At 66.0% G+C, this 22,944-nt stretch carries 20 protein-coding genes and 1 pseudogene; 10 read left to right on the forward strand and 11 right to left on the reverse strand.

Features of this window, described 5'->3' with window-relative positions; genetic code table 11:
* Positions 1–4: 4 nt before the first annotated feature.
* From uvrC to P0Y60_12410, 3 genes are read right to left on the reverse strand one after another with little or no spacing between them, the layout of a single operon-like run.
* The gene (gene uvrC / locus P0Y60_12400) at positions 5–1,927 is read right to left on the reverse strand and encodes an excinuclease ABC subunit UvrC (GenBank protein WEK60129.1); all 1,923 of its coding nucleotides are present in this window, start codon (positions 1,925–1,927) and stop codon (positions 5–7) included.
* Complete coding sequence (gene uvrA / locus P0Y60_12405; protein ID WEK60130.1) at positions 1,927–4,815, reverse strand: excinuclease ABC subunit UvrA; 2,889 nt, start codon at positions 4,813–4,815, stop codon at positions 1,927–1,929. Before uvrA ends, uvrC begins: the two co-directional genes overlap by 1 nt.
* Positions 4,816–4,869: 54 nt before the next feature.
* Positions 4,870–5,313: a MarR family transcriptional regulator gene (locus P0Y60_12410; GenBank protein WEK60131.1), complete on the reverse strand. Its 444-nt coding sequence runs from the start codon at positions 5,311–5,313 to the stop codon at positions 4,870–4,872.
* 44 nt (positions 5,314–5,357) lie between these two features.
* Here P0Y60_12410 and P0Y60_12415 point away from each other — a divergent pair, with 44 nt between their 5' ends.
* Positions 5,358–5,600, forward strand: coding sequence for a hypothetical protein (locus P0Y60_12415; protein WEK60132.1), 243 nt, complete (start codon positions 5,358–5,360; stop codon positions 5,598–5,600).
* Positions 5,601–5,670: 70 nt separating this feature from the next.
* Here the strand turns inward: P0Y60_12415 and P0Y60_12420 are convergent, their stop codons facing one another.
* Complete coding sequence (locus tag P0Y60_12420) at positions 5,671–5,997, reverse strand: TfoX/Sxy family protein (GenBank protein WEK60133.1); 327 nt, start codon at positions 5,995–5,997, stop codon at positions 5,671–5,673.
* A gap of 20 nt (positions 5,998–6,017) precedes the next feature.
* Positions 6,018–8,090, reverse strand: coding sequence for an excinuclease ABC subunit UvrB (gene uvrB / locus P0Y60_12425; protein WEK60134.1), 2,073 nt, complete (start codon positions 8,088–8,090; stop codon positions 6,018–6,020).
* Positions 8,091–8,158: 68 nt separating this feature from the next.
* Here uvrB and P0Y60_12430 point away from each other — a divergent pair, with 68 nt between their 5' ends.
* Positions 8,159–8,770 (forward strand): DUF4126 domain-containing protein, encoded by a 612-nt coding sequence (locus P0Y60_12430; GenBank protein ID WEK60135.1) that lies wholly within the window; start codon positions 8,159–8,161, stop codon positions 8,768–8,770.
* 20 nt (positions 8,771–8,790) lie between these two features.
* On the opposite strand, the gene P0Y60_12435 is transcribed toward P0Y60_12430, so the two are convergent.
* The 3 genes from P0Y60_12435 to rpsA all read right to left on the reverse strand — a co-directional run bounded on the left by P0Y60_12435 (position 8,791) and on the right by rpsA (position 12,169).
* Positions 8,791–10,011 carry an MFS transporter gene (locus P0Y60_12435; protein WEK60136.1) on the reverse strand — a complete coding sequence of 407 codons (1,221 nt, stop codon included), beginning with the start codon at positions 10,009–10,011 and terminating at the stop codon, positions 8,791–8,793.
* Positions 10,008–10,607 carry a dephospho-CoA kinase gene (gene coaE, locus P0Y60_12440; protein ID WEK60137.1) on the reverse strand — a complete coding sequence of 200 codons (600 nt, stop codon included), beginning with the start codon at positions 10,605–10,607 and terminating at the stop codon, positions 10,008–10,010. Before coaE ends, P0Y60_12435 begins: the two co-directional genes overlap by 4 nt.
* A 107-nt stretch (positions 10,608–10,714) precedes the next feature.
* Positions 10,715–12,169 (reverse strand): 30S ribosomal protein S1, encoded by a 1,455-nt coding sequence (gene rpsA / locus P0Y60_12445; GenBank protein WEK60138.1) that lies wholly within the window; start codon positions 12,167–12,169, stop codon positions 10,715–10,717.
* A gap of 236 nt (positions 12,170–12,405) precedes the next feature.
* Here rpsA and P0Y60_12450 point away from each other — a divergent pair, with 236 nt between their 5' ends.
* Both P0Y60_12450 and P0Y60_12455 read left to right on the forward strand, forming a co-directional pair.
* Positions 12,406–12,939 carry a hypothetical protein gene (locus P0Y60_12450; GenBank protein WEK60139.1) on the forward strand — a complete coding sequence of 178 codons (534 nt, stop codon included), beginning with the start codon at positions 12,406–12,408 and terminating at the stop codon, positions 12,937–12,939.
* Positions 12,940–13,274: 335 nt separating this feature from the next.
* Entirely contained in the window at positions 13,275–13,745 is a 471-nt protein-coding gene (locus P0Y60_12455) for a hypothetical protein (protein ID WEK60140.1), read from the forward strand.
* Between the two features lie 61 nt (positions 13,746–13,806).
* Here P0Y60_12455 and P0Y60_12460 read toward each other — a convergent pair whose 3' ends face one another.
* A complete protein-coding gene (locus P0Y60_12460; GenBank protein ID WEK60141.1) occupies positions 13,807–14,532 on the reverse strand; it encodes a hypothetical protein in 726 nt (241 codons plus the stop codon).
* 75 nt (positions 14,533–14,607) lie between these two features.
* Between P0Y60_12460 and P0Y60_12465 the strand changes: the two genes are divergently transcribed.
* Positions 14,608–15,537 (forward strand): 5'-3' exonuclease, encoded by a 930-nt coding sequence (locus P0Y60_12465; protein ID WEK60142.1) that lies wholly within the window; start codon positions 14,608–14,610, stop codon positions 15,535–15,537.
* Between the two features lie 4 nt (positions 15,538–15,541).
* Here P0Y60_12465 and P0Y60_12470 read toward each other — a convergent pair whose 3' ends face one another.
* Together P0Y60_12470 and trpD are read right to left on the reverse strand one after the other, a co-directional pair.
* Positions 15,542–16,528 carry a PHP domain-containing protein gene (locus P0Y60_12470; GenBank protein WEK60143.1) on the reverse strand — a complete coding sequence of 329 codons (987 nt, stop codon included), beginning with the start codon at positions 16,526–16,528 and terminating at the stop codon, positions 15,542–15,544.
* Between the two features lie 8 nt (positions 16,529–16,536).
* Positions 16,537–17,601 (reverse strand): anthranilate phosphoribosyltransferase, encoded by a 1,065-nt coding sequence (gene trpD, locus P0Y60_12475; protein WEK60144.1) that lies wholly within the window; start codon positions 17,599–17,601, stop codon positions 16,537–16,539.
* Positions 17,602–17,888: 287 nt separating this feature from the next.
* On the opposite strand from trpD, the gene P0Y60_12480 reads away from it, so the two are divergent.
* The 5 genes and pseudogenes from P0Y60_12480 to P0Y60_12500 all read left to right on the forward strand — a co-directional run bounded on the left by P0Y60_12480 (position 17,889) and on the right by P0Y60_12500 (position 22,911).
* The gene (locus P0Y60_12480; protein WEK62913.1) at positions 17,889–18,446 is read left to right on the forward strand and encodes a heme-copper oxidase subunit III; all 558 of its coding nucleotides are present in this window, start codon (positions 17,889–17,891) and stop codon (positions 18,444–18,446) included.
* 20 nt (positions 18,447–18,466) lie between these two features.
* Positions 18,467–19,270: a cytochrome c gene (locus tag P0Y60_12485; GenBank protein ID WEK60145.1), complete on the forward strand. Its 804-nt coding sequence runs from the start codon at positions 18,467–18,469 to the stop codon at positions 19,268–19,270.
* Positions 19,271–19,306: 36 nt separating this feature from the next.
* Positions 19,307–20,383 carry a Rieske 2Fe-2S domain-containing protein gene (locus tag P0Y60_12490; protein ID WEK60146.1) on the forward strand — a complete coding sequence of 359 codons (1,077 nt, stop codon included), beginning with the start codon at positions 19,307–19,309 and terminating at the stop codon, positions 20,381–20,383.
* Between the two features lie 11 nt (positions 20,384–20,394).
* Positions 20,395–22,197, forward strand: a pseudogene (locus tag P0Y60_12495) (cytochrome bc complex cytochrome b subunit).
* 210 nt (positions 22,198–22,407) lie between these two features.
* A complete protein-coding gene (locus P0Y60_12500; protein ID WEK60147.1) occupies positions 22,408–22,911 on the forward strand; it encodes a GNAT family N-acetyltransferase in 504 nt (167 codons plus the stop codon).
* Positions 22,912–22,944: the final 33 nt, after the last annotated feature.

The following is a 22,944-nucleotide window of genomic DNA, read 5'->3' on the forward strand; positions in this document are numbered from 1 at the left end:
CAGACTAGCGAGTGGAGAGATGGGTGTGGATATTCTGCGCGAGCACCGGCCCGATCCCCTGCACTTCTTCGATCGCCCCGGGTTCAGCAGCGCGAAGAGCCGTGACGGAGCCGAAATGCTTGAGCAGAATCTTGATCCGCGCGGCGCCGAGCCCGGGGACCTCGGCGAGCACCGACGTGATGTCGTTCTTCCGCTTTCGTCGTTGATGGGTGATGGCGAACCGGTGCGCCTCATCGCGCAGACGCTGCAGGAGATACAGGGCTTCGCTGGTGCGCGGGAGGATGACGGGGAAGTCCTCGCCGGGGAGCCACACCTCCTCGAGCCGCTTGGCGATACCGCAGATGGCGATCTCGGTGTGATTCGCGTCTCTGAGGGCGCGGGCGGCCGCTTCCACCTGCGGCTTGCCACCGTCGACGAGGAGTAGCTGAGGCGGATAGGCGAACCGCGGCTTGCGACGCTCCGGCGTCTCGACGAGTTCCTCTGCGAGGGGATCATCGATGGCCACGCCGGAAAGGGCGATCGGGTCGGACACGACGACGGGGTCGGGACGGTCGAGGTAAGCGAGGCGACGGCGCAACACCTGATACATCGAGTCGGTGTCGTCGGTCGTCTCAGCGATGCCGAATGAGCGGTACTGATCCTTGCGCGGCAGTCCGTCCTCGAACACCACCATCGAGGCGACCACGTTCGTCCCACTGAGGTGGGAGATGTCGAAGCACTCGATGCGCAACGGTGCCTCGGTCATGCCCAGGGCATCCTGGAGATCCGTCAATGCCTGGGTTCGTGCGACGTAGTCGCTCGTTCGGCGGGTCTTGTGTCTGATCAGGGCCTGCTGCGCATTCAGCGTTGCCGTGCGCATGAGGTCGGCACGCTGGCCGCGCTGGGCCACCGCGAGCTCGACCTTGCGACCGCGGCGCGTACGAAGCCACTCCTCCAGCTCAACGGCATCTTCCGGCAGTGTCGGCACGAGGATGCGCCTCGGAACGTCCTGCGCTTCGCCGTAGGCGCGTTGGAGCACCTGGTCGACGAGCTCCCCGCTCGAGATGTCGATCTCCTTCTCGATCGTCATCGCCCGCACACCCCGCACGCGCCCGCCGCGGATCACGAAGTGCTGCACGGCCGCCGCGAGTTCGTCCTCCGCGATGCCGAAGAGGTCGGCATCCTCGTCGGACGGGAGCACGAGAGCACTCTTGCCGAGCACGGCCTCGATCGCGGTGAGCTTGTCGCGGTACTTCGCTGCGGCCTCGTAATCCATCGCCGCCGACGCCGCGAGCATGCGCGTGGTCAGCTCACGGGTGAATCGCTCGTCGCTACCGGCCATGAACGCGACGAAGTCGTCGACCATGGCACGGTGCTCTTCGATCGTCACGGTCATCGAGCACGGTCCGCCGCATTTGCCGATCTGCCCGGGGAAGCATGGCCGCCCCGTCTGCATCGCGCGCTTGTAGCTGGCGTCACTGCAGGTACGGATCGGAAACGCCTTGACCATCAGATCGATCGTCTCGTGCACAGCCCACACCTTGGGGTACGGACCGAAGTAGCGCGCGCCGGGGATCCTGTGATTTCGGGTCACGATCACGCGAGGAGCTTCGTCACCGAGCGTCACGGCCATGAACGGATAGGACTTGTCGTCCTTGTACCGCACATTGAACGGCGGATCGAACTCCTTGATCCACATGTACTCCAGCTGGAGAGAGTCGACGTCTGTGGGAACGACCGTCCACTCGACAGAGGAGGCCGTGGTGACCATGCGGCGCGTCCGCTCGTGCAGGGTACGCAGAGGAGCGAAGTAGTTCGACAGACGCTGACGAAGGTTCTTGGCCTTGCCCACATAGAGCACGCGCCCGTCGGCGTCTCGGAAACGGTACACGCCCGGATCCGTCGGGATCTCTCCGGTTCTGGGCTTGTACGGGAGCACGTCGGCCATCAGCTGGCCTTCCGCGCTGCGCGCCCTTCCCCGAGGATCTCGGCGAGGAACTGTCCGGTGTGGCTCTCTTCGACGCGAGCGATGTGCTCCGGTGTGCCGGTGGCGAGGATCTGACCGCCGCCGGATCCACCCTCGGGCCCCAGGTCGATGACCCAGTCGGCCGACTTGATCACGTCGAGGTTGTGCTCGATCACGATCACGGTGTTGCCCTTGTCGACGAGGCCGTTGAGCACCTCCAGCAGCTTGCGCACGTCTTCGAAGTGCAGACCGGTGGTCGGCTCGTCGAGCACGTAGACGCTGCGACCGTTGCTACGGCGCTGGAGCTCTGTCGCGAGCTTGACGCGCTGCGCCTCGCCGCCGGAGAGCGTGGTGGCCGACTGACCGAGGCGCACATAACCGAGCCCCACGTCGACGAGCGTCTTCATGTATCGGTGGATGGCCTGAATCGGCTCGAAGAACGACTCTGCTTCCTCGATCGGCATCTCGAGCACCTCGGCGATGTTCTTGCCCTTGTAGTGCACGGCCAGCGTGTCGCGGTTGTACCTCTTGCCGTGGCAGACCTCGCAGTCGACGTAGACGTCGGGCAGGAAGTTCATCTCGATCTTGATCGTGCCATCGCCCGAACACGCCTCGCAGCGGCCACCCTTGACGTTGAAGCTGAATCGACCGGGCTGGTACCCGCGCACCTTGGCCTCGGGCGTCTCGCTGAAGAGCGTGCGGATTCGATCGAACACGCCGGTGTAGGTGGCCGGGTTCGATCGCGGGGTGCGACCGATCGGGGCCTGGTCGACGTGCACGACCTTGTCGAGGTTGTCGAGTCCGGTCACCCGGGTGTGCTTGCCCGGAACGGTGCGCGCACCGTTCAGTCGGGATGCCAGCACCTGGTACAGGATGTCGTTCACGAGGGACGACTTGCCCGAACCGCTCACTCCGGTGACCGCGGTGAGCACACCGAGGGGGAAGTCGGCCGTCACGTTCTGCAGGTTGTTGGCTCGCGCCCCGACCACGCTCAGCAGACGTTTCTTGTCGATCTTGCGTCGCTTCGCCGGCATCGGGATCTCGCGGCGGCCGGAGAGGTACTCCCCCGTCATCGAGTCGTTGTTGTCCAGTAGTGCGGAGTAGGGGCCCGAGTGCACGACCGTGCCGCCGTTCACACCTGCGCCCGGTCCGATGTCGACCACCCAGTCAGCTGCCTCGATCGTCTCTTCGTCGTGCTCGACGACGATGAGCGTGTTGCCGAGGTCACGGAGCTTCAGGAGCGTGTCGATCAGTCGGCGATTGTCGCGCTGGTGCAGGCCGATCGACGGTTCGTCGAGCACGTAGAGCACGCCGGTGAGCCCGGAGCCGATCTGCGTCGCCAGTCTGATCCGCTGCGCCTCACCTCCCGAGAGCGATCCTGCCGAGCGGCTGAGGTTCAGGTAGGAGAGACCGACCTGGAGGAGGAAGTCGAGGCGCAGACGGATCTCCCGCAGCACCTGCGCGGCGATCTTGGCCTCACGGTCGCTGAGCGTCAGCGTCTCCATGAAGGCACGCGCGTCGGCGAGGCTGAGGTGCGACACCTCGGCGATCGAGTGCCCGTGCACCTGCACGGCCAGTACCTCGGGCTTGAGCCTGTTCCCGTCGCACACCGGACACGGCACCTCACGCAGGTACTCGCCCCAGCGGTTGCGCTGGTTGTCGGACTCGGCCTGCAGATACTGCCGTTCGATGTAGGGAACCACTCCCTCGAATCCCGAGGCGTAGCGCATCTCTCGGCCGTAGCGGTTCTTCCACTTGACGGTGACCTTGTAGTTCTCTCCGCGCAGGATCGCGTCCTGAACATCGGAGTGCAACTCCCGCCACGGGGTGTCGAGCGAGAAGTCCAGGTCGCGCGAAAGCCCCTCGAGCAGTCGCTCGTAGTACTGGAAGAGCCCCTTGCCCTGGGTCGTCCAGGGGATGATGACGCCATCCCGGATCGAGAGGTCCTCATCGGCGAGCATCAGGTCGACGTCGACGGACATGCGCGTGCCCAGGCCGGAGCAGGCCGGGCAGGCACCGAACGGCGCGTTGAACGAGAACGTGCGGGGCTCGATCTCGGTCAGGGTGAGCGCGTGGCCGTTCGGGCAGGAGAGCTTCTCGGAGAAAGACTGCCAGGCGGCATCGCCCTCCTCCTCGACGAAGTTCACCTGCATGACGCCCCCCGCCAGCCCGAGGGCGGTCTCGACGGAGTCGGTGACGCGACCGAGGATGTCGTCTGCGGCGACGAGACGATCGACGACCACGGCGATGTCGTGCTTGTAGCTCTTCTTCAGCGTCGGCGGTTCGGCCAGCTGTACGAGGTCGCCGTCGACGATGGCTCGCGAGTAGCCCTTCGCGCCGAGTTCACGGAAGAGGTCGACGAATTCGCCCTTCTTCTGCGACACGATCGGAGCGACGATCTGGTACCTGGTGCGCTCGGGCAGCGTCATCAGCTGATCGGCGATCTGCTGCACGGTCTGGCGCTGGATCCGTTCGCCGCACTCGGGGCAGTGCGGAATGCCGATGCGTGCCCAGAGCAGTCGCATGTAGTCGTAGATCTCGGTGATCGTGCCGACCGTCGACCGCGGGTTGCGGTTCGTCGACTTCTGATCGATGGACACGGCCGGGCTCAGACCCTCGATGAAGTCGACATCAGGACGATCGACCTGACCGAGGAACTGACGCGCATACGCGCTCAGCGATTCGACGTAGCGACGCTGCCCTTCCGCGAAGATCGTGTCGAACGCGAGACTGGACTTTCCTGATCCGGACAAGCCGGTGAAGACGACCAACGAGTCGCGGGGAATGTCGATGTCGACGTTCTTGAGGTTGTGCACGCGGGCGCCGCGAACACTGAGTTTGCCTGGGGTGACTACGGGGACAATGGACACCGGACAAGTCTACGAGGGGCCACGGACATCGGCTCCGCCCCACTCACAGAGTGCTCATCCGGCGTCGATGCGGCGCCCGACGAACGGACCCAAACCGTCGCGGAGTGCGGAGATCTCCCCCACGTCCATCCCCACGGCCGACATCACCTGTCCTGGCACGTCGAGAGCACGCTCGCGCAGCGCCCGCCCTGCATCCGTCAACGTGATATCGAGACGGCGTTCGTCCTCGGTGCTGCGCTGACGCACGATGAGCCCTTCAGCTTCGAGCCGCTTCACCAGCGGAGAAGCTGTCGCGGGTTCGACGGCGAGTTCGGCCGCGAGATCGTTCAGCGAACGCGGTGCGCTCTCCCAGAGGGCGAGCATGACGAGGTACTGGGGATGCGTGAGCCCGAGCGGCTCGAGGATCGGCCGGTAGATCGCGACGACGTTGCGCGCCGCGGTCACGAGCGCGAAACAGAGTTGATTCTCGAGGCGGAGCAGGTCGTCGGGTGCCGTCACACCGCAACTATACATCCGCACTAATCATTAGTACACTAAGAAACATGGCACAGGAATCCGACCGTCCTCCGCTCCGCACGCGTATCCGCGACGCAGGTGGTCTCTACGCCTGGGTGAACACGAATCTCATCCGCTTCGCAGGCCCCGCATCCGTCGGCCCCTACGAGAAGACGCCACCGCCCAGCCCGGCGGAGCGGGCAGAGCGTGCTTGCCCTCTCTGCGGTGCGCCGATGACCGCGCACGAGATCGACAGGTCAGGGCCGAGGACGCTCGTGCACTGCCCCTGAGAGCTGCTCGACCCGGCGAAACCTTCCGCGGCGGCACTCTCTCCCCTATCCGCTCTCGCCGCGGCTCCTCCTAGGTGTCCCTCCGCTCTCGCGCGACGTCGAGCCAGAACATCAGCTCATCGTCGCCCGCGAGCGCGCTCGCCGAGACGTCGAGCCAGCCGGAACCCATCGTCCTGCTGCCCATCACGGCACGTGCGACTCCTCGGCGTGTCGACAATGCCGCACCGGCCTCGTCGTCGACACGTACCAACAACACCCCGCCGGCACGCGCGCCGACGAGAATCCGACCGTCAGCCAGGAACGCCCTGGTCCCGAACATGCGCCGTTCCTCGATACCGACGCCGTCACTCAGAAGCGCCCTGATCCGATCGGCCAGCTCTTCCCCTGCGGCATTCATCAGCCGTCTCCATCACGCGCTCAGGCGTGACCGGCGCGCTCCATCGCGCGCAGTTCCTTCTTCAGATCCTGCACCTCGTCACGGAGACGTCCGGCGAGCTCGAACTTGAGTTCTCCCGCCGCGGCGAGCATCTGATTGGAGAGATCCTGGATCGTCGCCTCGAGCTGCTGCGCCCCTTCGGCGGCGATCCCGGTGCGACGCAGATTCGGCGTCGGCGACTTGCCCTTGCCTGTGGCGCGGCCGCGCCCCGACATCATGTCGGCGGTGTCTGCGCCCTCTCGTGCCAGCACCTCCGTGATATCGGCGATCCGCTTGCGCAGCGGCTGCGGATCGATGCCGTGCTCCTTGTTGTAGGCGATCTGCTTGTCTCGACGACGATCCGTCTCATCGATGGCCTTCGTCATCGAGTCGGTCATGTTGTCGGCGTACATGTGGACCTCGCCCGACACGTTTCGCGCCGCACGACCGATCGTCTGGATGAGCGAGGTACCCGAGCGCAGGAACCCCTCCTTGTCGGCATCGAGGATCGCCACCAGCGAGACCTCCGGCAGATCAAGACCCTCTCGCAGGAGGTTGATGCCGACCAGCACGTCGTACACGCCCGCGCGCAGCTCACTGAGCAGCTCGACGCGTCGCAAGGTGTCGACGTCAGAGTGCAGGTACCGCACGCGGACTCCGTGCTCGCCGAGGAAGTCGGTGAGCTCTTCCGACATCTTCTTCGTGAGTGTCGTCACGAGCACACGCTCGTTGCGCTCGACGCGCAGGCGGATCTCCTCGAGCAGATCGTCGATCTGACCTTTGGACGGCTTGACGATGATGTGCGGGTCCACGAGGCCTGTCGGGCGGATGATCTGCTCCACCACGCCGTCGGCGATGCCCATCTCGTACTTCCCGGGCGTCGCGGAGAGATAGACGGTCTGACCGATCCGATTCTTGAACTCGTCCCAACGCAGCGGGCGGTTGTCCATCGCACTGGGAAGACGGAACCCGTGATCGACGAGCGTGCGCTTTCGGGAGGCGTCGCCCTCGTACATGGCGCCGATCTGGGGCACCGCGACGTGCGACTCATCGATCACGAGCAGGAAGTCGTCAGGGAAGAAGTCCAACAACGTGTGGGGCGGCTCGCCCGGCAAGCGTCCGTCCATGTGGCGGGAGTAGTTCTCGATGCCCGAGCAGAAGCCGAGCTGCTGGAGCATCTCCAGATCGAAGGTCGTGCGCATGCGGAGTCGCTGAGCCTCCAGCAGCTTGCCCTGGCGTTCGAACTCGGCGAGGCGCTCCTCGAGCTCGGTCTCGATGGTTCCGATCGACCGCTGGATCACATCAGTGCCCGCGACATAGTGCGATGCGGGGAAGATCGGCACCGAGTCGAGCTTCTCGAGGACCTCACCGGTGAGCGGATGCAGCGAGTAGAGCGCCTCGATCTCGTCACCGAAGAGTTCGATCCGGATCGCACGCTCTTCATACACCGGGATGATCTCGATGGTGTCGCCCCGCACGCGGAAGTTGCCGCGCGAGAAGTCGACGTCGTTCCGGTTGTACTGCATCGCGATGAACTGGCGGATGAGAGCATCCCTGTCGTACCGCTCCCCCACCTGCAGGGCGACCATCGCGCGCAGGTATTCCTCCGGCGCGCCGAGGCCGTAGATGCAGGAGACGGTGGAGACCACGACGACGTCGCGCCGACTGAGTAGGGAATTCGTCGTCGAGTGGCGCAGACGCTCCACTTCCGCGTTGATCGAGGAGTCCTTCTCGATGAAGGTATCGGTCTGGGGCACATACGCCTCGGGCTGGTAGTAGTCGTAGTACGAGACGAAGTACTCCACCGCGTTGTTCGGCATGAGTTCGCGGAACTCGTTCGCCAGCTGAGCGGCGAGGGTCTTGTTGTGCGCGAGAACGAGAGTCGGCCGTTGCACCTGCTCGATCAGCCAGGCCGTCGTCGCCGACTTGCCGGTACCGGTGGCGCCGAGCAGCACGACGTCGGTCTCGCCCGCGTTGATGCGCGACGCCAGGTCCGCGATCGCGGCCGGCTGGTCTCCGGCCGGCGCGTACTCGCTGATGACCTCGAAGGGACGGACACTGCGCGTGGGTTGCATGCTTCCAGCGTATGCCGCCCCTCGGACATCCGGGCGGCCGGCGGGCGACCTGAGCATAGAGTGATGGTGTGATCGAGTTCGTCATCGGCTCCAGCCTCGCTGCCGCTGCTGGTCTCAACGCATGGATGCCGCTGTTCCTGCTCGGCATCGCCGATCGGCTGCTCCCTGCGATCGAGCTGCCGAACGGTTGGTCCTGGCTCTCGAGCGACCTCGCCCTGTGGGTCCTCGGAGCACTGCTCGTCCTCGAGATCATCGCCGACAAGATCCCCGCCCTGGATTCGGTGAACGATGTCATCCAGAGCATCCTCCGACCCGCGGCCGGGGGCATCGCCTTCGGCGCCGGAGCGAGCGCGCAGACGCTGGCTCTCGACGATGCCGAGTCGTTCTTCGCCAACGGCTCCTGGATCCCGATCGTGACGGGAATCGTCATCGCCCTGGTCGTGCACGTCGTGAAGGCCACCGCCCGCGTGGCGGCCAACGCCACGACGGCCGGTCTCGCCGCCCCGGTGCTGAGCACTGTCGAGGACGGGGCGTCGTTCCTTCTCGCGTCGGCAGCGATCCTGGTGCCGCTGGTCGCGGGCATCCTGTTGATCGGTCTCGTCATCGTGGTGATCGCTGCGGTCCGGTGGCGACAGCGGCGGCGTACCTCGAATCAGCCGACCGATGGTGTCCAGACATAGGGCGTCGCCCCGAGACCCGGTCAGGGCCGGCCGGATGACGCCGAGCGGAGACCGCCGACGGCGATCGCCGCTGCTGCCCCGCACATCGCGACGATGAGGAGCACGAACCACGTCCAGCTCGATCCTCCGAACACGAGTCCGAGCGCCCAGCCGAACAGGCTGGACCCGGCGTAGTAGCCGAAGTAGTAGAGGGAGGACGCCTGTGCGCGTGTCCCTTCGGGCGCGGCGACCGGAGCCCACCCCGACGCCACCGCGTGCGCAGCGAAGAACCCGGCCGTGAACAGCAGGAGTCCTGCCAGCACGACGGGAACGCTCGGGATCATCATGATCGCGGCGCCGAGCGCGGTCACGAGGATCGAGACCAGCAGCACGGGATAGCGTCCGAAGCGCGATGCGAGGGAACCGGCCCACGGCGACGAGAGCGTTCCTGCAAGGTAGGCGACGAAGAGCAGGGTGACAACCCACGCCGGCAAGTCGAACGGCGGATCGGTGAGGTGGAAGCCCAGATAGTTGAACACGGCGACGAACGACCCCATGAGCAGGAAGCCCTGGGCATACAGCGCGAGCAACTGCGACGATCGCAACGGTATGAGCAGGCGCGTCAGGATGCTGTGGCCGTCGGGGGCGTCGAACCGGCGAGGCACGAATCCCTGGGCTTTCGGAGTCAACCACAGGAACAGTACCGCGGCGAAGGCGCAGACGATCGCGACGGTCAGGATGCCGTTCCGCCACCCGGCGACATCGCCCACCACACCCGCGACGATGCGACCCAGCAGTCCACCCACGGTCGTTCCGGCGATGTAGCTGCCGGCGGCGGCCGCGGCATGGCGAGGTCGCACCTCTTCACTCAGGTACGCGAGCGCGACAGCCGGGATCGCCCCCAGAGCGACGCCCTCGGCCGTGCGGAGCACGAGCAGCAACCCCATGTCTGCGCTCAACGGTGCGCACAGTCCCAACAGGGTCGCCGCGATCACGCCGACCGCCATCGCGGGCACGCGGCCGATCCGATCGGCGACGATGGACCACGGGATCACGGCCGCCGCCAGGCCGAGAGTCGCCGCCGAGACGCTGAGCGCGGCGGTGGCGGGCGAGACCGCGAGGTCATCGGCGATGCGAGGCAGCACCGCCTGAGTCGAGTAGAGCTGCGCGAACGTCGCGATGCCGGCGAAGAAGAGGCCGGCGATCAGGCGTCGGTATGTGGGCGAGCCGGGAGCGTGTCCGGTGAACGGTTCTCGCGTCACCGCGGACGGATCCGCTCCCACAGCGCGTCCGTCTGCGCATGGGTGCTGTCGAGAGTGTCCGCGGTGTCGATCACCACGTCGGCGATCGCCAGCCGCCGCTCGTCGGAGACCTGCGCATCGATGCGCGCGCGGGCAGCGTCGGTGTCCATGCCGCGGATATCCACCAAGCGACGCAGTCGGACCGCCGCGGGCGCGTGAGCGACGACGATGAGGTCCCAGGGATCATCCACGCGGGCTTCCACCAGCAACGGCACGTCGTAGACGACCACGGCGTCCGAATCAGACGCGAACGCCGCATCGAACCGTCGTTGCGATTCCGCGCGCACCGCCGGGTGGACGATCCCGTTCAGCCGCGCCAGCCGCTCCGGATGCCCGAACACCAGGGCGCCGAGAGCCGCACGGTTCAATGCGCCGTCGTCCGTGACGAGTTCCGAGCCGAACTCGTCGGCGATCTGCTGGAGGACCGGAGTGCCGGGCGCCTGCACGTCGCGCACGATCTGGTCGGCGTCGACGATCACGGCTCCGTGTTCCGCGAGTCGCCGCGCGATGGTCGACTTCCCGGACGCGATCCCGCCGGTGAGTGCGATGAGGGGCATGGCTTCCATCCTGGCACGCTCGAGCAGATGGTTTCGCGTCGAACGCCGGCCGAAGACGCGAAACGGGCCGCCACCCGAAGGTGACGGCCCGTTCCAGAGCGTGATGCTTAAGCGTTGCCGCCCGAGAGCTTCTCGCGGAGCGCCGCGAGAGCTTCATCGTCCGCCAGCGTGCCCGCGCCTGCGGCCTCGCTGGAGAAGGACTGGCCGCCGAAGTCTTCGCCGGCTGCAGCTTCTGCCTCGGCCGCCTTGGTGACCTGAGCCTTGTGCGCCTCCCAGCGAGCCTGGGCTGCAGCGTACTCCTGCTCCCATGCCTCGCGCTGGGCGTCGAAGCCTTCCTTCCACGCACCGGTCTCGGCGTCGAAGCCCTCCGGGTACTTGTACTCGCCGTTGTCGTCGTACTCCGCGACCATGCCGTAGAGGGCCGGGTCGAACTCGGTGCCGTTGGGGTCGACCGACTCGTTGGCCTGCTTGAGCGACAGCGAGATGCGGCGACGCTCCAGGTCGATGTCGATGACCTTGACGAAGACCTCTTCGCCGACGGAGACGACCTGCTCGGCCAGCTCGACGTGCTTGCTGGAGAGCTCGGAGATGTGGACGAGGCCCTCGATGCCGTCTGCGACGCGAACGAACGCACCGAACGGAACGAGCTTGGTGACCTTACCCGGCGTGACCTGACCGATCGCGTGGGTACGGGCGAAGACCTGCCACGGGTCTTCCTGCGTCGCCTTCAGCGACAGGGAGACGCGCTCGCGGTCCAGGTCGACCTCGAGGATCTCGACGGTGACCTCCTGGCCGACCTCGACGACCTCGGAGGCGTGCTCGATGTGCTTCCAGGACAGCTCGGAGACGTGCACGAGGCCGTCCACGCCGCCCAGGTCGACGAACGCACCGAAGTTGACGATCGACGAGACGACACCCTTGCGGACCTGACCCTTGTGCAGGTTGTTCAGGAACGTGGTGCGCGACTCCGACTGCGTCTGCTCGAGCAGCGCGCGGCGGCTGAGCACGACGTTGTTGCGGTTCTTGTCGAGCTCGAGGATCTTGGCCTCGATCTCCTGGCCGAGGTACGGCGTGAGGTCGCGGACGCGACGCAGCTCGATGAGCGACGCCGGGAGGAAGCCACGCAGGCCGATGTCGACGATGAGTCCACCCTTGACGACCTCGATGACCGTTCCGGTGACGACTCCGTCGTTCTCCTTGATCTTCTCGACGTCGCCCCACGCACGCTCGTACTGCGCACGCTTCTTGGACAGGATCAGACGGCCTTCCTTGTCCTCCTTCTGGAGAACGAGGGCCTCGACCAGATCGCCGACTGCGACGACCTCGTTGGGGTCGACGTCGTGCTTGATCGAAAGCTCGCGCGAGGGGATGACACCCTCGGTCTTGTATCCGACATCGAGGAGGACCTCATCGCGGTCGATCTTGACGATCGTGCCTTCGATGATGTCGCCGTCGTTGAAGAACTTCAGGGTCTTCTCGACCGCGGCCAGGAAGTCCTCAGCAGATCCGATGTCGTTGATGGCGACCTGCTTGGTGGCCGGGGCGGTCGTTGCGGTAGTCATGTAGTGGGTTGTCCTTGTTGAATGGAACTCAGGCTGCGAATCAACGGCCGCGCACGGCCGACATCATGCGTCACAGCGGATGGATTGGATTGCTCGTCACCAGCGCATGCAAGTGCACGCCACGAGTGACACTTCAGGCTATCAGAAGTTCGGATGCCGATGGGATCGGTGTTGTGCCGCGCGATGTCTGTGGATAACTCCCCCGCGACTCGCCGACGTTCGACTACATTTTCCGGATGCCTCGCCTCCAGCCTCGCCGATTCCTCGCCCTCGGAAGCCTCGCCTTGACAGCCATCGCGATCGCCGGATGCTCGCCTGCGCCGGCACCCCAGCCGAGTCCGACACCAGCCTTCGCCTCGGAAGCCGAGGCGTTCGCCGCGGCCGAAGAGACCTACCGCGCGTACAACGATGCCGTGAATGCAGACCGAGCTGGGCTCCAGCCGTCGTCGCCCCGGACCTATCTCACGGGCCTCGCCCTCGAAAGTGATTACGAAACCTCTCGCCTCCTCGATGAAGATCAATTGTCAATCCACGGGGACGGAGTCGTTTCTTCTTTTGTCGGCCAAGAATTTGATGAGGATGCCACACCCAATATCGCCACAGCGTCTGTCTGCATGGATGTCAGCCGGACCCAGTTGCTTGACGCAAGCGGTGACGACGTGACGCCAGCTTCTCGCCGAGATCGCATCAATCTGGATGTGGCGTTCGTCGCTGCGGGAGGCACGTTCCTGATCGCGGAATCGACTGCGAGCGAGACGTCGGCGTGCTAAGCACATTCATGACCGCGGCTGCCATCTTGTTGTCTGCTGGATCGCCTGGCAACGGATCGAGCTGTGATGCAAACCTCGCCGCGGCGGGCCTGTGTTCTTCGAACAGCGGCACCTCGTTGACGATCAGGGCCGAGCGTGCGCAGCCCGGCGCTCGGACCCCATCCAACCGGCCGCACCAGACAAATGCTGGCCCCGGAACACCCGCACCACCGACGAAGTTCGTCTTCGAGGACTGCCTGGACGACGCGGACAACTCCCTCAGCTGCTTCCGTCGCCCGGCCGATGAAGACCCCGACGATCCCGCGGCCCCTGCCCCCGCACTCCCGACGGTCACGATGAGCGATCTCGCCTCTTTCTCCCCCGCGTCGGCAACCGCGGTCGGAGAACCCGGCAACGTGGGCATCGCGGGCATGCCGACGAACTTCGTCGCGGCGGCATCCGCCCACACGCGCACCGGGACGCTCTTCGGATTCCCCCTCACCCTGCGGTTCACGCCGTCCGGCTACGACTTCACGTACGGCGACGGTGAACGTGCGACCACCGCGACCGGCGGGCGCCCGTGGTCGGATCTCGGGCAGGCACAGTTCACGGCGACGGGAACGAGCCATGTCTACGAGGAGCGCGGCACCTATCTCGCCGAGGTCGACGTGAGATACACCGCCACCGTGAACTTCGGTGGCGGCTGGTTCCCGGTCGCGGGCGAGCTCACGGCCGACGGGCCGACGCAGGAGATCCGCATCTTCGAGGCACACACGGCACTCGTCGCCCATTCGTGTGCCCAGAGGCCCACCGGCCCGGGGTGTTGAAGCATCCCCGTACCGGCGAACCCGCCCACTCAGACCCGATGATCGACCAGCCGACGACCGACTAACTCACGACGCGCAATACCACCGGCGCGCCGTCGGCATCCACATGGTCAGCGAGAGTCAGGGCAACGCCCGCCGTGGCGCCGTTCGCCGACACGAAGGTGATCTGCGGCACGAGGTCCATCGTGCAGATCGCATCGGTGTCTTCCTGCAGTCGGACGACGGCCTCGGCCTCACTCACGACGTCCACCTCACCAGCCCCCGGCAAGCACGTCGACGAGCCCCAGGTCAGCACGGCGAGCTCCTCATCTCCGAGCCATGCGGCGGCGGGAGCCTGGTCACTTGGCTTGTCCGCCGCGATGATCTCGCCATCGCCCAAGGCAGGCAGTGTGAGCTGCGTCTCCACCCCTCCTGCGTCGGTGATGATCACCTCCACCGGACGCGATGAATCGAACCCGGCGGGCAGACCGACGTAGATACCGTGAGCGGTCTGCACGGTTGCACACATCTCGTCCGCGTTCTTCACCAACTCGAGCTCGATCGACTGATCGCCGGCGACGAAGTCCCCGACCGCGGGCATGCACGCGTCGCTCCAGGTCTTCAGCACGAACGCCGTCGCGTCCAGCCATGCGGCCTGCGGTGCGTAGGACAGGTCCGAAGAGGTCGGCTCAGCCGTCGACTCGGGCGCCGGCGAGCTCCCGGCAGTCGTCGCGCATCCCGCCAGAGCGGAGGCGAGCAGCACGCCGCCCAAGGCGAGAGAAGCGAACGAGCGAAGAGAAGTAGTCATACCTCTGGGTGTCGAGGCGGGGCGAACCGTCTCAGACCCCGGCGCGTGTCCTCTGCCCGTGCCAGACTGTCGTTCGTGACCGACCGTCTCATGCTGCTCGACACTGCCAGCCTCTACTTCCGCGCCTTCTACGGGGTGCCCGACAAGGTGACCGCGCCGGACGGGTCACCGATCAACGCGGCGCGCGGTCTGCTCGACATCATCGCCAAGCTCGTCACCCTCTACGAACCGACCCATGTGATCGCCTGTTGGGACGATGACTGGCGTCCGCAGTGGCGTGTGGACCTGATCCCGAGCTACAAGGCGCACCGCGTCGTCGAGGTCGTCGCGGCCGGTCCCGACGTCGAAGAGGTGCCGGATCCCCTCGAGGCGCAGATCCCACTCATCCGGCAGACGCTCGCAGCGATCGGCATCCCGATCATCGGCATCGCAGAGCATGAGGCCGATGACGTGATCGGCACGCTGGCGACGGATGCGACCATGCCCGTCGACATCGTCACGGGAGACCGCGACCTGTTCCAGCTGATCGATGACTCCCGCGACGTGCGCGTGATCTACACCGCTCGCGGCATGAGCAATCTCGAGATCGTCACCGATGCGACAGTCGTCGCGAAGTACGGGGTGCTCCCCTCTCAGTACGCCGACTTCGCCACGATGCGCGGCGACGCGTCCGACGGTCTTCCGGGCGTCGCCGGTGTGGGAGAGAAGACGGCAGCGACCCTGCTGCAGGCCCACGCGGATCTCACCGGCATCCGCGCAGCGGCTGAAGCCGGCGAGGGCATGAGTGCCGGCGTCAGGGCGAAGGTTCTCGCCGCCGCGCCCTACCTCGATGTCGCGCCGACCGTCGTCGCCGTGGCGACGTCTCTGCCGATCACCGCGCCGGGAACACCCCTGCATGTTCTCGATCCTGTCGAGTCCGACGCCGCACGATCCCTCGCTGAGAAGTGGAACCTCGGCGGATCCATGGACCGCGCCATCGCCGCCGTGTCGACGGTGGCTCTCTGAGCGATCACTCCGCCCAGGCGAGCAGTCGCTCCAGCCCCCAGGTCGTGACGATACGCGAAGCGGGGATACCGGCCCGCTCTGCGCGTTCCGCTCCATGATCGAGCAGCGACAGCTGGCCGGGAGCATGCGCGTCGGAGTCGATCGAGAACAGGCAGCCCGCCGCCAGCGCGATCGCGATGAGCTCGTCCGGAGGGTCCTGCCGCTCAGGCCGTGAGTTGATCTCGACGGCCACGCCGTTCTCCGCGCAGGCCGCGAACACGGCGCCTGCATCGAATTCCGACGGCGGCCTCGCCCCCCGCTCCCCCTGCACCAGTCGACCCGTGCAGTGACCGAGCACGTTCACACGCGGGTGGGACACCGCGGCGATCATCCGTGCCGTCATCTGCCGGGAGTCCATCCGCAGCTTCGAGTGCACGGAGACGACGACCACGTCGAGTTCGGCAAGCAGATCCGGATCCTGATCGAGCATCCCGTCCTCGAGGATGTCGACCTCGATCCCTGCGAGGAGCGTGAAGCCTCCGCCGGACTCGGCGCGGACGAGCGGGATCTGCTCGCGCAGGCGCTCGGCCGAGAGGCCGCGCGCGACCCGAAGCCGAGGCGAATGATCCGTGATCGCCTGGTATTCGTGGCCCAGCGCACGAGCCGCCGCGGCCATCACGCTGATCGGAGTCGTGCCGTCCGACCACTCGGTGTGCGCGTGAAGGTCTCCCCGCAGTCTGGCGCGAAGCTCTGAGACCCGCTCGGGTTCGACGTCTCCGCGCAGCTCGACGAGGTACTCCGGCACGCGTCCCTCCTGCGCCTGACGGATCACGGCGAAGGTCGATTCTCCGATGCCACGGCTCGCCCGCAGGCGGGTGGGATCGGCACGAACATCATCCGGCAGGTCCTGCAGTGTCGCCGCTGCCTGTCGGAACGCCTTCGCGCGGTATCGCGACGCACGCTCGCGTTCGAGCAGCGAGGCGATCTCCAACAGGGCGTCGACAGGGTCCATGGTCGGTCCTAGGCGGAGGCGAGCTCTCGGCTCACGCTGATCCACTGGTCGAGCTTGGCGGCAGCCCGCCCGTCGTCGACGGCGGCCGAGGCGCGCTCGTAGCCCTCGCGCAGACGCTCCAGGATCGGCCTCTGCACCTGCGTGGCATCCTGCGAGAGCTCGAACGCGACGATTCCTGCCGCGGCATTCAACAGCACGATGTCGCGCACGGCGCCCTGCTCGCCCTGCAGCGTGCGTCGCAGCACCTGCGCGTTGTGTTCGGGGGATCCCCCCAAGAGGGCGGAGAGCTCGGCGATGGGGATGCCGAGATCACGCGGATCGAGATCGTGCTCGTGGATGTCGCCACGGGTGACTTCCCAGATCCGACTGTGGCCGGTGGTCGTCAGCTCATCGAGCCCGTCGTCGCCGCGGAACACGAGCGCGGTGGCTCCGCGCGTGCGGAACACTCCCGTGATGAGCGGAACGCGCTCGATCTGAGCGACGCCGACGGCGTTCGCTTCAGCGCGTGCGGGGTTGCAGAGCGGCCCGAGCATGTTGAAAACCGTGGGCACCCCGAGCTCGGCGCGAACGGGACCGGCGTGCTTGAAACCGGGGTGGAAGGCTCCCGCCCAGGCGAAGGTGATCCCCGTCCGATCCAGGATCGATGCCACCGCTTCAGGATTGAGCGAGAGCTCGAGGCCGAGAGCGCCGAGTACGTCCGACGAGCCCGAGGCCGAACTGGCAGCCCGGTTTCCGTGCTTCACGACGGGGATGCCGGTGGAGCCGATGATGATCGCGGCGGTGGTCGACACGTTGACGGTGCCGACCCGATCGCCGCCTGTGCCGACGATGTCGAGCACGTCAGGTGAGACGGGAAGGGGAACCGCAGCCTCGAGGATCGCGTCGCGGAAGCCGACGATCTCATCGATCGTCTCGCCCTTCGCGCGCAGGGCGATCAGGAACCCACCGAGCTGCGCTTCGGTGACGTCGCCGCGCATGATCTGCCGCATCGCCCAGGTCGACTCCCAGACGCTGAGGTCACGTCGCTCCAAGAGAGAGGTGAGCACGTCGGACCAGGTCAGCGAATCAGCCATGTGTGCGATCCTATCGGCGCGGGAAAACGTGCAAATCGTTCCGAACGTCCTACCGCCACGATGGCATCGCCCGTTTCCCGCGTATTCACCGAGGATTCGCAGTGTTTTCTTAGGGTTACCTAAGTCAAACGCCGGTCGAACAAGGGCCTCCAGTGCAAGAATCACGCCCGCGGATCGGCCATAATGGAAGGGTGACGACCTCAGCGACGTATGCCCCGGCGGCGAGAACCATCAAGCGGCCCAACCCGGTAGCTGTCGGCACCATTGTGTGGCTCGGCAGTGAGGTGATGTTCTTCGCGGGACTCTTCGCGATCTACTTCACTCTCCGAAGCACCTCCCCCGAACTGTGGGAGGCCCGCACCGAACTGCTCAACGTGCCGTTCGCCGCGGTCAACACGGCGATCCTCGTGCTCTCGTCGTTCACGTGCCAGATGGGCGTGTTCGCCGCCGAAGACCTCCAGCCGTACCGCATCGGCAAGGGCGCGAAGAACGGCGCAGGCCGTCGCCGCCTGTTCGGCTGGGGCATGGTCGAGTGGTTCTTCCTCACCTTCGCCCTCGGTGCGATCTTCGTCTCCGGCCAGGTGTGGGAGTACGCCACCCTCGTCGCGGAGGGTATGCCGATCAGCGCCGACTCCTACGCTTCGGCCTTCTACCTGACGACCGGCTTCCACGCCCTCCACGTCACCGGTGGCCTCATCGCGTTCCTGCTCGTCATCGGACGCGCCTATGCAGTCAAGAACTTCCGGCACAAAGAGGCGACGTCCTCGATCGTGGTGTCCTACTACTGGCACTTCGTCGACGTCGTCTGGATCGTGCTGTTCTTCGTTATCTACTTCCTGAAATAAGAGCGGAGCTGATCCCCGAGATGGCACGAGAGAAGAAGCGCCGTTCTAATGGCCGTCGCAGCCCCCTGGCTGCGGTAGCGCTCATCGGAGCTGGCCTCATGATCACCGGCGCCGTGTACGCCGGTACGACCGCGGCATTCGCCGCGACCGACACGCAGTCCGCCGCGACCTCGCAGCTGACCGTCGAAGACGGCGAGAAGCTGTTCACCGCCAACTGCGCGACCTGTCACGGTCTCGATCTGCAGGGAACCGCGAACGGCCCGAGCCTCTACGGCGTCGGCGAGCTCGCGACCGAGTTCCAGCTGTCGACCGGACGTATGCCGCTGCAGATGCAGGGACCGCAGGCGCCTCAGAAGGCACCGCAGTTCACCGAGGACCAGATCCTCGCGATCTCGGCCTTCGTGCAGGAGACGGCTCCCGGCCCCACCTTCCCCGAGGAGCGTCTCCTCGACGGCGAGGGCGATGTGGCGCACGGCGCCGAGCTGTTCCGCGTCAACTGCGCGATGTGCCACAATGTGGCCGCCGCGGGTGGCGCACTCACCGAGGGCAAGTACGCCCCCGCACTCACCGAGACCAGCGCGCTGCACATGTATGCCGCGATGGTCACCGGCCCGCAGAACATGCCGGTCTTCGGCGACATGAACCTGTCGGACGAGGACAAGCGCGACATCATCTCCGCGCTCCTCTTCCAGCAGCAGTCCGTGCAGATCGGCGGTTTCTCGCTCGGTTCGCTCGGTCCGGTCTCCGAAGGACTGTTCGTGTGGATCTTCGGCATCGGCGCGCTCGTCGCCATCACCGTGTGGATCACGGCGAAGTCCAACTGACGCTTATTCATCGAAGAGGAACGTACGAGGAGCACCATGGCACACGACGACGACTCGCAGGCTCTTGACAGGGCCTACCAGCCCTCTTCAGGGCTGGGTGTCGCAGTCAGCGATCCCGTGCAGAACCCGGGGCTTCCGCCGCACCGCGAGCGGATGACCGACAAGGATCCGCGCGCTGAGAAGGCAGCGGATCGCACTGTCTACACCCTGTTCTACCTGTCCCTCGCCGGGAGCATCTGGGCGGTCGCCGCCTACATGCTGTTCCCGATCGAGAGCGGCGCGCTCATCGACATCCGTCAGAACAACCTCTTCATCGGCCTCGGCATCGCCCTCGCACTCCTGTGCATCGGAATCGGCGCGATCCACTGGTCGAAGGCTCTGATGTCCGACAAGGAGCACATCGAGTACCGCCACCCCACGCGGGGCAAGGACTCGACGCGTGAGGCCGCCATCAACGCGTTCGCCACCGCGAACGAGGAGTCCGGCTTCGGACGCCGCACGATGATCCGCAACTCGCTGTTCGCAGCCGTCGTCGCGTCGATCATCCCCGGCGTCACGTTGTTCCGCGGCCTCGCTCCGCACTCCACTCCGGAGGACCCCACGGCCGGCGATCCGGTGGTGCTGCTGAAGCACACCATGTGGGCAGAAGGGGCTCGTCTCGTCCGCGACCCCGATGGCACTCCGATCCGCGCTGCCGATGTGACCATCGGCTCTGCCTTCCATGTGATCCCCGAAGAGCTCGCCACCCTCAGCCACCATGACGGCTACCTCGAGGAGAAGGCCAAGGCCATCGTTCTGATGATGCGCCTGCGCCCGGAACAGCTGACCGAGGCGGAAGACCGCAAGGACTGGTCGTACGACGGGATCGTCGCCTACTCCAAGGTCTGCACGCACGTCGGCTGCCCTGTCGCCCTGTACGAGCAGCAGACACATCACCTGCTGTGCCCGTGCCACCAGTCGCAGTTCGACGTGACCGACCACGCGAAGGTCATCTTCGGACCGGCGGCTCGCCCGCTGCCGCAGCTGCCCATCACGGTCGACGACGAGGGCTACCTCGTCGCACGCAGCGACTTCAAGGAACCCGTCGGCCCGAGCTTCTGGGAGCGCCATTGAGCACCGCAACGCTGTCCAACGAGGACAAGGACACCAAGGCACCGCTCGGCGGTCGCTTCGTCGGTGCCGCGTCGAACTACATCGATGAGCGCACCAGCCTCTCGGGCTTCGTCAAGGAGCTCGGTCGCAAGATCTTCCCCGACCACTGGTCCTTCATGCTCGGCGAGATCGCGCTGTGGAGCTTCGTGGTCGTGTTCCTCTCCGGAACCTTCCTGACGTTCTTCTTCGAGGCCTCCATGGTCGAGACCCACTACACCGGCGCCTACGCGCCCATGCGTGGAATCGAGATGTCTGCGGCACTCGAGTCGTCACTGAACATCTCCTTCGACCTGCGCGGTGGTCTCCTGGTGCGCCAGATCCACCACTGGGCGGCCCTGGTGTTCATCGCCGGCATCGGCGTGCACATGCTCCGCGTGTTCTTCACCGGCGCGTTCCGCAAGCCGCGCGAGCTGAACTGGGTGATCGGCTTCGTGCTCTTCATCCTCGCGCTGGCCGAGGGCTTCACCGGCTACTCGCTCCCCGACGACCTGCTCTCGGGTAACGGTCTCCGCATCATCGACGGCATGGTCAAGGGCCTCCCCCTGATCGGCACCTGGACCTCGTTCCTGCTCTTCGGCGGCGAGTTCCCGGGCACCGCGATCGTCGGGCGTCTGTACACGCTGCACATCCTGCTGCTGCCCGATGCTCGTGATCGCCCTGATCGTCGTGCACCTGATGCTGATGATCATCAACAAGCACACGCAGTTCGCCGGCCCCGGCCGCACGAACGACAACGTCGTGGGCTACCCGATGATGCCGGTGTACATGTCGAAGATGGGCGGCTACCTGTTCATCGTCTTCGGCACGATCGTGCTGATCGCGACGTTCTTCCACGATCAACCCGATCTGGAACTACGGACCGTACGACCCGTCCCCGGTCTCCGCCGGTACCCAGCCCGACTGGTACATCGGCTTCGCGGACGGCGCCCTGCGTCTCGCTCCGTCGAACTGGGACATCGTCTTCCTCAACCACACGTGGTCGTTCGGCATCCTCGTCCCGGTCGCCGTGCTGGGCCTGTTCATCGTCGCTCGTCGCGATCTACCCCTTCATCGAGGCGTGGGTCACCGGCGACAAGCGTGAGCACCACATCGCTCAGCGTCCGCGTAACGCCGCCACCCGCACCGCCATCGGCGTCGCCGGCGTCGTGTTCTACGCGGTCCTGTGGGCTGCAGCATCGTCCGACCTCATCGCGACGCACTTCATGCTCACGATGGAGGGTGTCATCCACACACTCCAGGCGCTGCTCTTCATCGGACCGGTGCTCGGGTACTTCGTCACCAAGCGCATCTGCATCGCCCTGCAGAAGAAGGACCGCGAGATCGTCCTGCACGGTTTCGAGTCCGGCCGCATCGTCCGCCTCCCCGGTGGCGAGTTCATCGAGGTACACCAGCCCGTCGACCAGTACGACCGTTGGAAGCTCATCGATGTCGACGGCTACGAGCCGCTCGTCGTGCGGCCGAACGCCAAGGGCCGCATCCCGTGGACGGAGAACCTCCGTTCCTCCATCTCGCGCTGGTTCTTCGAGGACCGCCTGGCTCCGCTCACCCAGGCTCAGGTCGAGGAAGCCGACGCGCACCAGCACCACGTCACGGCCCACAACGATGAGACCGAGGCTGCCGAGATCCAGGGCGCTCATGAGCGCGCCGGATTCCCGGACGCTCCGCTCACCGTCGATGAGACGCACGTCGACGAGACGCCGAACACGCCGAGCACGGTCATCGCGACCGAGCCGGTGAAGAAGCCTCGCAAGACGAAGTCGGAGGATGGCGAGTAACCTCGTCCTCTCCCCCACGCGAAAGGGCCCTGTCCATCCGGACAGGGCCCTTTCGCGTGCTCATGGGAGGATCGAGGGTATGACATCCGCCGTCAGACTCATCCGCTCCGAGAACCTCGCCGGTGCTCCCTACGCGCACGCCGCGACGGCTCCGCGCGACAGCAGGACGTCGTGACCGCCTGGGATATCATCAGTGGCAGGCGACGCGTCGTGAGCAGCTCCATCCGCGCGGCATACGCCGCCGATGCCGAGATGATCCAGGTGATCGAGACGGCAGCCGACGCCCTGCTGATCGATGTACTGGGCGCCTGGCAGTGGCCTCCGTCCAGTGACGGAGCAGCGCGTCTCTCTGCGCCGGGATTCGTCCTCGTCCGGGAAGATGCGCTCTCCCGCTCCCCCGTGGGTTTCGTGCACGTCCTCGACGTCGACGGTAATGCGCACCTCGAACAGGTATCTGTGCTGCCCTCTGCAGGCCGCCAGGGCCATGGGCGAGCCCTCGTCGCCGCCGCCGTCGACGAGGCGCGTAACCGAGGGTACACGCGCATGACGTTGCGCACGTATGCCGAGGTTCCCTGGAACGCCCCCTTCTACGCCTCGTGCGGCTTTCTCGAGAGCATCCCGGAGACCCCGTTCCTCCGGGAGCTCGTCGAGACCGAGGCATCCCTCGGTCTCACCCGCTATGGGCGCCGAGTGCAGATGACGCGCGAGCTCTGACGGAGCACCGACTCTGACCGAAATGCGGCCATC

Origin of the sequence: Candidatus Microbacterium colombiense, assembly GCA_029203165.1 — a bacterium.
Taxonomy (GTDB): domain Bacteria; phylum Actinomycetota; class Actinomycetes; order Actinomycetales; family Microbacteriaceae; genus Microbacterium; species Microbacterium colombiense.